This window comes from uncultured Thiodictyon sp. (genome assembly GCA_903837595.1).
Classification (GTDB): Bacteria; Pseudomonadota; Gammaproteobacteria; order Chromatiales; family Chromatiaceae; genus Thiodictyon.
This window is the reverse complement of sequence record CAILVI010000352.1, coordinates 1-8,049: the sequence shown is the minus strand read 5'-3', so window position 1 is coordinate 8,049 and position 8,049 is coordinate 1. Positions and strand designations below refer to the sequence as shown.

Annotated in this window: 7 protein-coding genes; 4 read left to right on the top strand and 3 right to left on the bottom strand. The window is 63.8% G+C overall.

Annotated features, from left to right (window positions below; genetic code table 11):
• Positions 1-229 precede the first annotated feature (229 nt).
• Positions 230-610 carry a DUF5615 family PIN-like protein gene (locus QZY44_RS20185; RefSeq protein ID WP_295450851.1) on the bottom strand — a complete coding sequence of 127 codons (381 nt, stop codon included), beginning with the start codon at positions 608-610 and terminating at the stop codon, positions 230-232.
• Positions 607-849: a DUF433 domain-containing protein gene (locus QZY44_RS20180; RefSeq protein WP_295392616.1), complete on the bottom strand. Its 243-nt coding sequence runs from the start codon at positions 847-849 to the stop codon at positions 607-609. The genes QZY44_RS20185 and QZY44_RS20180 overlap by 4 nt, the downstream gene beginning before the upstream one ends.
• Before the next feature lie 424 nt (positions 850-1,273).
• On the opposite strand from QZY44_RS20180, the gene QZY44_RS20175 reads away from it, so the two are divergent.
• The 3 genes from QZY44_RS20175 to QZY44_RS20165 all read left to right on the top strand — a co-directional run bounded on the left by QZY44_RS20175 (position 1,274) and on the right by QZY44_RS20165 (position 4,939).
• Positions 1,274-1,588: a hypothetical protein gene (locus QZY44_RS20175; RefSeq protein WP_295450848.1), complete on the top strand. Its 315-nt coding sequence runs from the start codon at positions 1,274-1,276 to the stop codon at positions 1,586-1,588.
• A gap of 55 nt (positions 1,589-1,643) precedes the next feature.
• Positions 1,644-3,431 carry a GspE/PulE family protein gene (locus tag QZY44_RS20170; protein ID WP_295450846.1) on the top strand — a complete coding sequence of 596 codons (1,788 nt, stop codon included), beginning with the start codon at positions 1,644-1,646 and terminating at the stop codon, positions 3,429-3,431.
• Between the two features lie 155 nt (positions 3,432-3,586).
• Positions 3,587-4,939, top strand: coding sequence for a hemolysin family protein (locus QZY44_RS20165; RefSeq protein WP_295450843.1), 1,353 nt, complete (start codon positions 3,587-3,589; stop codon positions 4,937-4,939).
• 112 nt (positions 4,940-5,051) lie between these two features.
• Here QZY44_RS20165 and QZY44_RS20160 read toward each other — a convergent pair whose 3' ends face one another.
• Complete coding sequence (locus QZY44_RS20160) at positions 5,052-7,352, bottom strand: MASE3 domain-containing protein (RefSeq protein WP_295450840.1); 2,301 nt, start codon at positions 7,350-7,352, stop codon at positions 5,052-5,054.
• A gap of 386 nt (positions 7,353-7,738) precedes the next feature.
• Between QZY44_RS20160 and QZY44_RS20155 the strand changes: the two genes are divergently transcribed.
• A complete protein-coding gene (locus tag QZY44_RS20155; protein WP_295450837.1) occupies positions 7,739-7,921 on the top strand; it encodes an AAA family ATPase in 183 nt (60 codons plus the stop codon).
• Positions 7,922-8,049: the final 128 nt, after the last annotated feature.

Genomic DNA, 8,049 nt, shown 5'->3' with positions numbered 1-8,049 from the left:
TTACCGATCGGGATCAAATCGCCAAAAGCTTGATCGACCTTTCTCCGTCGTCTCCCGTGCAGTATCTTTCATGTTCCGGGGTGTCGGGAACCCCCTTCATGGCCGTTACCGGATCGAAACCCGCGTTGCGCGACCGTAACGGACCCTCGGACCCTTGCGCGGGCGAGATCGGCGCGCGCAACGGATTCGGATCGTTGCGCCGTAAGGCAGGGCAAAGGTGGCGCCGGTGCTAATGCGCCCGACTTGGCCTGTTCGCCAACGGCCGGCGCCTCAGGGTCTCGCCGTCAAAGACGCAGAAATGCCCTTCCAGCAATGCGCCACTCGCATAGATCTCCTCCACCCATCGCGCCGGTTCCCCCGGCTGATAGGACGGTACCCTCAACAACAGGATCAGCGGCGGCGGTGGCAGGTGCCGTTGGAATACCAGCTCGCCATAATCGCGATCAAAGGTGATCAGCCAACGGGCTTCGGCACAGGCCAGCGCCATCACGGCCTCGTCGGTCACGCTCGCGTACTGCTCGGCGATGTGCAGTACCTCCCAGCCCGCCGCGCGCAGGCGTCGTGCCGCCGGGATCGGCATGTTTTCGTTCAGCAGCAGTCGCGGCTTCATACGCCCGCCTTCGCCACCGCGATGAACCGCTCCTCACGAAAGACCTCGCTGACAAAGCTGATCGCCGCCAGCACGTCATCGCGGCTCAGCCGTGGATAGGCATCAAGGATCTGCTCAATGCTCCAGCCGTCCCCGAGCCGGTCCAAGAGCAGTTCCACGGAGATGCGGGTGCCGCGGACGATCGGCTTGCCGACCAGCACCTCGGGGTCGACGGTGATACGGTTGCGCCATTCGGTCATTGATCGAAACTCCGGTTGCATCGCGATGGGGATAGACTACGTGATTATTCTCGCTGCATCCCGTCCTTCCAGTTCCCAACTTCCAGTTGGGCACGCGGTCCGCAACGCTTTGCTGTGCGTAACACAGGACGCTGGAGCGTCGGAGGACGGCGAAGGGTATGTAGCACGTCGTGGCCCCGCGGGGCAAACCAGCGGGCCGCCGTCGCAACCGAAAAGGCAGGGGGCGACACAGCGCTAGGGGTGCGTGCCCCGCTGACCCGCCCGTCCGGGTAGGCGCCCCGGCGCCGCTGATGGATAATCCACGCACGCCAGTCCCCGCGCGGCCTCGATGCGTCCCCGATCCCTGGCGATTGTCAGTAGGTACCCCCGATGGCCAATGTATTTCTCTGCCGCCGCAAGGCCGACGCCACACTCGTCGAGAGCCTTGCCATCGAAGCGCGCGGCGCGGGCCATCAAGTCTGGCTGGACGACTGGCGGATCGGCGTCGGGGATTCCATCGTCTCCGGGATCGACCGGCGCCCATTACCCGGTGCTCTGCTATTCGTGCGCCGGGCCGTCGGACTGGACCGACCGCGAATGGCAGTCCACGCTGCACCGCCAACTCGCCGGGCATCCGGTCAAGATCCTGCCCGCGCACATCAGCGGCGGCGCGCAACCCGCCATCCTTGCGCCGCTGCCCCGGTTTCGCCCCACGGATGCAAAACCCGTTGCAATCGGTGAACCGGGCCTTGCAGACTGAGTCACCTACGGCGGCGGGTCGTGCCGCGCCCCCCCGACGAATGAAGGAGCCGAACGTGACAACAGCGAAAGAGATTGAAAGCCGTCCCGACCATCGCCTGAGCGTAGAAGAGGTCCTGGACGATCTGGTGGCGGACGGCCTGATCGGTGCCCCGGCCGCCCAGACCCTGTTGTTCAGCGTCACCGCGAAGGACCGGGCGGACCGTCATGCGCTGGAGGTCGTGGCCGACGCCAAGCTCCATCACGCCAACTCCAAGCGCATCATCACCCTGGAGGAGTTGACGCTGTGGCTCGCCAAACGCACCGGGCTTGAGTACCTGCGCATTGACCCGCTGAAGATCGATGCCCCCAATGTGGGCGATCTGGTCACCGCCTCCTATGCGGCCTGGAACCGCATCCTACCGGTGTCGATCACGCCCAAACGGGCAGTGTTCGCCACCTCGGAGCCCTATCTCACCGGCTGGATCGACGAGCTCGGCGGGATCATCCGGCGCGAGATCGGTCGGGTGCTCGCCAACCCGCGAGACATCGAGCGCTACCGCAAGGAATTCTTCGGTGTATCCAAGTCGGTCAAGGGGGCGAACGCCGCCGATGCGAACCGGCGCTTTGTCGGGCTCGGTAACCTCGAGGCCCTGGTGGAGCTGGGCAAGTCCGGGCAGATCGACGCCAACGACAGCCACATCGTACACATCGTCGACTGGCTGCTCCAGTACGCCTTCGACCAGCGGGCCAGCGACATCCACCTGGAGCCGCGGCGCGAGGTCGGCAACATCCGCTTCCGTATCGACGGGGTCATGCACTCGGTCTACCAGGTCCCGGCCCTGGTGATGACCGCGATCACCAGCCGCATCAAGATCCTGGGGCGTATGGACGTAGCCGAGAAACGCCGCCCCCAGGACGGCCGCATCAAGACCCGCTCCGAGGACGGCCGGGAGATGGAGATGCGCCTCTCTACCATGCCCACCGCCTTCGGCGAAAAGCTGGTGATGCGCATCTTCAACCCGGAGGTCCTGCTGCGGAACTTCGCCGACCTGGGATTCGGCGAGGAGGACGCCAGGCGCTGGCAGACCATGGTCGGCCGCCCGCACGGCATCGTCCTGGTGACCGGCCCCACCGGCTCGGGCAAGACCACCACCCTATATTCCACCTTGAAGACCCTGTCCACCCCCCAGGTCAACGTCTGCACCGTAGAGGAGCCCATCGAGATGGTGGAGCCCAGCTTCAACCAGATGCAGGTGCAGCACAACATCGGCCTGGACTTCGCCAGCGGCATCCGCACCCTGATGCGCCAGGACCCGGACATCATCATGGTCGGCGAGGTCCGCGACCGGGAGACCGCGGAGATGGCAGTGCAGGCGTCGCTTACTGGGCATCTGGTCCTGTCCACCCTGCACACCACCGACGCCCCGTCCGCGATCACCCGGCTGCTGGACATCGGTGTCCCGCATTATCTCGTGAAGGCGACCGTCGTCGGGGTGGTCGCGCAGCGCCTGGTGCGGACCCTCTGCCCCCACTGCAAGCAGGAGGCCCCAACCGACCTGGACATCTGGGAGTCGCTGGTCAATCCCTGGAAGCTCAACGCGCCGCCGACCCTGTGGCATCCAAAGGGCTGTCTGGAGTGCCGCAATACCGGCTATTTCGGGCGCGTCGGGCTCTATGAGATCCTCACCCTCGACGCGGAGATCCGCGACCTCATCACCGCCACCTTCGACGAGACACCACTGCGCCGACTCGCCTACCAGAAAGGCCTGCGACCCCTGCGCATCAGCGGCGCCTTCAAGGCCGCCCGCGGGGTGACCAGCATGGAAGAGGTCCTCAAGGTCGCACCGATCCGGGCCGACTGAGTCGGAAATCCCCCTTTCTCCGACGCGCCCGTACAATGCACAGTTAGTATTTGGCTCAGCCCGGCGAGGTCAACGGACCGGACCACGACCTCGCCCGAGCCCCTCGCCCTGCGGCACGCGCTGAGCGCGGGCCGCGCCCCACCCCGAGACCCCCCATGGAAGTCCTCTTTCTCATCGGCCTGATCCTACTCAACGGTATTCTCGCGATGTCCGAGATCGCCCTGATCACCGCCCGGCGGGCACGCCTGGCGCGCCTGGCGGAGGACGGCGACGCGGCCGCCGTGATGGCCATCAAACTGGGCGAGAACCCGACCCGCTTTCTCTCCACCATCCAGATCGGCATCACCTCCATCGGCGTCATGAGCGGGATCGTCGGCGAGGAGACCCTGGCGGAGCCCCTGGCGCGGCTGCTGGAGCTGTTGGGGGTGGAGTCACACCCGGCCGGGCTCACCGCGACCGCGCTGGTGGTCGTCCTGATCACCTATGTCTCCATCGTGGTCGGTGAGTTGGTGCCCAAGCGCCTGGGGCAGATCGACCCGGAGGGGATCGCACGACTGGTGGCGCGGCCCATGCACGCACTGTCAATCGCCACCCGCCCCTTCGGCTGGCTGCTCTCCTGGTCCACCGCCGCCCTGCTGCGCCTGCTCGGTCAGCGGGAACAGGCCGCCTCCCGGGTCACCGAGGACGAGATCCACGCGCTGTTGCAGGAGGGGTCCGAGGCCGGGGTGATCGACGCCGACGAGCACCACATGGTGCGCAACGTCTTCCGTCTCGATGACCGGCAACTCGGTTCACTCATGGTGCCGCGGGGCGAGATCGCCTGGCTCGACCTCAACGCACCCTTGGAGGATAACCTGGCGCGCGTCGCCGGCTCGGTCCACTCACGCTTCCCGGTCTGCCGCGGCGGCCTGGATGAGGTGATCGGCGTCGCCGTGATGAAAAACCTGTTCAGTCAGTCATTGAGCGGACAGGGTATCGACCTGACCCTGGACCTGGAACCCTCCGTTTATGTGCCCGAGTCGCTCACCGGCATGCAGCTGCTGGGTGAGTTCCGTGCCAACGGCGCCCAAATGGTCTTCGTCATCGACGAGTACGGTGAACTGCTGGGACTGGTGACGCTGCAAGACGTGCTGGAGGCGGTCACCGGCGAATTCCAGCCCCGCGACCCGGAAGACGCCTGGGCGGTGCCGCGCGCCGACGGCTCCTGGCTGCTGGATGGTCTGATCCCCATCATGGAACTCAAGGATCGGCTGGAGCTCAAGGCCGTGCCGGAAGAGGACAAGGGCCGCTATCACACCCTGAGCGGCATGCTCCTGTGGCTGCTTGGGCGCGTCCCCCAGACCGGTGACCTGGTGGACTGGGAGCACTGGCGCCTGGAGATCGTCGACATGGACAGCAGGCGGATCGACAAGGTCTTGGCCACACCCAGACGCGAACCCCAGGCGGCAGCGGATGGCGGGGACGGGCAGAGCCAGGCGGGACCGCCGGGAGCGGACAGTCCCGCCTAGGCGTCAGTCGGGCGACTGCACCGATGCGCACCGCGTGGCAACGTCCTTGGAAGAGGAAAAACGACCAAACTATCAAAGCGTTATGCTGATCGACAACGCCGACCTCGCCACCTTAAGCGACGCCATTGCGGTATTCTGCCAACAGGCATTGCAGCGTCGCGATATCGACGGGTTTGATCAGATGCATGTCAAATCCGGCGGCCCTGGAACGTTGCCGACTTTCCGGGTCTCCATAGCCGGTCAGGGCGATCAGCCGAAGTGCGGGTAGCTCGGTCTGCTGGTGCTGGCGCAGCCGTTGTGCCACGGCATAGCCGTCCAACCCCGGCAGCCCCAGATCGAGCAGGACGACCTGGGGCCGTTCGGCATACGCGACCGTCAGCGCCGTCTCCCCATCGTAGGCCGTCAGCGCCCGATCTCCAGCAGCGTCCAACAGCAGCGCGAGGCTATCGGCCGCATCACGGTTGTCGTCCACGATGAGCACACACAGCCCACCTTGATTCGGTGCGGGCGCGATCGCATCCTCGAGCGCGCTGGCGGGCCGGGCCGGGAGACAGGGAAGGCAGATGACAAATTCGCTGCCGTGCCCCCGACCTTCACTGAAGACCTGGACGGTACCGCCGTGCAAATCCACCAAATGCTTGACCAGCGAGAGGCCAATCCCCAAGCCGCCCGCGGCACGATCCAGAGTATCATCGACCTGATAGAACAGTTCGAATAGGTGGGGCAAGACAGCGGAATCAAGGCCATGGCCGGTATCGCAGACACGGATGCGGACCTCATCATGGTCACGTTCAGCGGTGAGACCAATTTGCCCACCTTCGTCGGTATACTTGGCCGCGTTCGCGAGCAGATTCGAGACGACCTGGGCGAGTCGGATCGCATCACCCTGGACCTGTATCGGGGCGTGCGGTCGATGCACCGTAAGTGCATGTCGGCGGGCATCGATCAGCGGTTGACTGGTTTCCAGTGCACGGTCCAAGATGTCCGCCACGTCGAGCCGCTCCAGGCGGAGCTCGACCTTCCCGCGGGTAATGCGGGAGAGATCCAGCAGGTCGTCGACCAAGCGGGTCAGATGCTGGGTTTGGCGGGCGATAACGTCGCGGCACCAGCTAAATTGCACGCCAGTCAACCCGATATGCCGAAGGATTTCCACGGCATTGCTAATCGGCGCTAACGGATTGCGCAGCTCATGGCCCAGCATGGCGAGAAATGCATTCTTCCTCCGATCGGCCTCGTGAAGTGCGGCTTCGGCTTGCTTCAAATCGCTGATGTCGCGGGTGACCGACAGCAGGCAACGATCGCCCGCGATGGTAATGGCATGAGCAGACACGAGCGACGTGATCACGCTGCCCGCTTTCGTGACAAGTTCGACCTCCAGATTCTTGCAATAGTCATTCGTCTGCAGGGCATCAACCAAGCGTCGTCGGTCCTGCGGGTTGCGCCAGATGCCGATCTGCGACTCGGTCCTACCGATGACTTCATCCCGCGCCCAACCGAAGGTGTCTATGAATCCGTCATTGACGTCCACATACTGTCCATCGGCCACACGCGTGATGGTGAAGGCGTCCGGACTGGTGACGAAAGCCGTGCGATAACGTTCCTCGCTCTTGGCCAGCATCTCGTTCAACTCGACCAATAGGCGCTTGTTCTCGTCCATCTCCCGGAAAATTAATTCAAAGGGCTGCCGCACACCAGAAAACACCACGGCGATGAACGCGAGGGCGACCGACAAAAAGCGAAAATAGTGGCCGAGTTCGTTAGTGAAATCATAGAAACCGGCGTAGCGCGTGAAGCAGACTTCGGTCGCCATCGCCAGCCACAGGGAGCCGGCCAACAGGAGGAATATCCGCGACTCGAATTGTCGGCGGCGGCGGTAAAGCAGAATAAACCCGGCGACCAGCATAGCGATGATGACATACTCGCTGTTGACCTTGAAGGGGGTCAGCCCGACACCGTCGACGAACGTGGTAGGAAACCATTGCAGCATCACCGCCGCGCACGCCACCAGGGCGGCGGCGGCAAATCCCATGCTGACGAGGGCAAAGTTGGGCCGCCTGGCGATGACCAGCGGGCCGCACAATAAAGCGATGGCCTCCAGATAGCGCGCCGTCAGCCAAAACTGGGTCGGATAATTGGTGGAGACGCCGGGAAACAGATTCATTCCCTTGAAGGTCAGGGTATGAAAAATATCAACGAGTCCGATGGCGCCGTATGAGGCGCCGAGCACGATCAGGTAGCCGTTGAGCAGGTAGCGACTGCTGGTCCAGGTCAGAACAAAAATGCACAGACTGACGACGATGGCGAAGAGCTCGGCCATCGTATGGAACAACAGGTAGTGCACCGAGCGGGCTCCGGCCAGGATCACCACAATCGCCAGTAATACGCCAGCGACAGCGATCTCCGGCTTTCCCACCAACCAGTCAAGGCGCAACCTGGGCACGGTCGGACCTCCCAATGTAAACCCTTGTTACAGCTTTGACACTATAACACGCGGATCACTGTAGGGAAATAGGGGCCAGACCATCGCTGTGGCTGAGCCGTCGAAGTCCAGCAGGCGACTTTCGGCGAGCGCAATGCGATGGCGCTAGCGCCCCCGATACGCGACCACGGGGTCGGCGCGGGTAAGACAGGACTTCGCGAAGACCGCCCAGTCGGCCCCCATCAGCGGAAGTTCCCCGGACAGTCACCAATCTCCGGTTGGCGGCCTTGAATTCGGTATAGCGCCCGTCCGTTTCCTGGAATGTTTTATCATCGGAATGCCGAGGGAGGATTTAAGTATACTGTCCCCCGGAACTTGCGATGTGGAATCAGGGCGCCAATGTGCTGCTGATCGACGACCTGGAGAAGGGCCTGCACCCCCAGGCCCAACGCGAATTGGTCACAGCCCTGAAGACCCTGGTCACGACCGATCCCAAGCTCCAGATCGCCTTCTCCACCCATTCGTCCTATGTGGTGGATGAACTGACCGCCGATCAGGTCTGAATTCTGGTCCCGGACGAACAGCGCGGCGCGGTGGCGCGCCAATTCAGCGACCACCCGCGGGCGGCGGACGCCCTCCAGGAACTCACCACGGGTGAGTTCCTGAGTTCCTGAGTTCCTGAGTTCCTGAG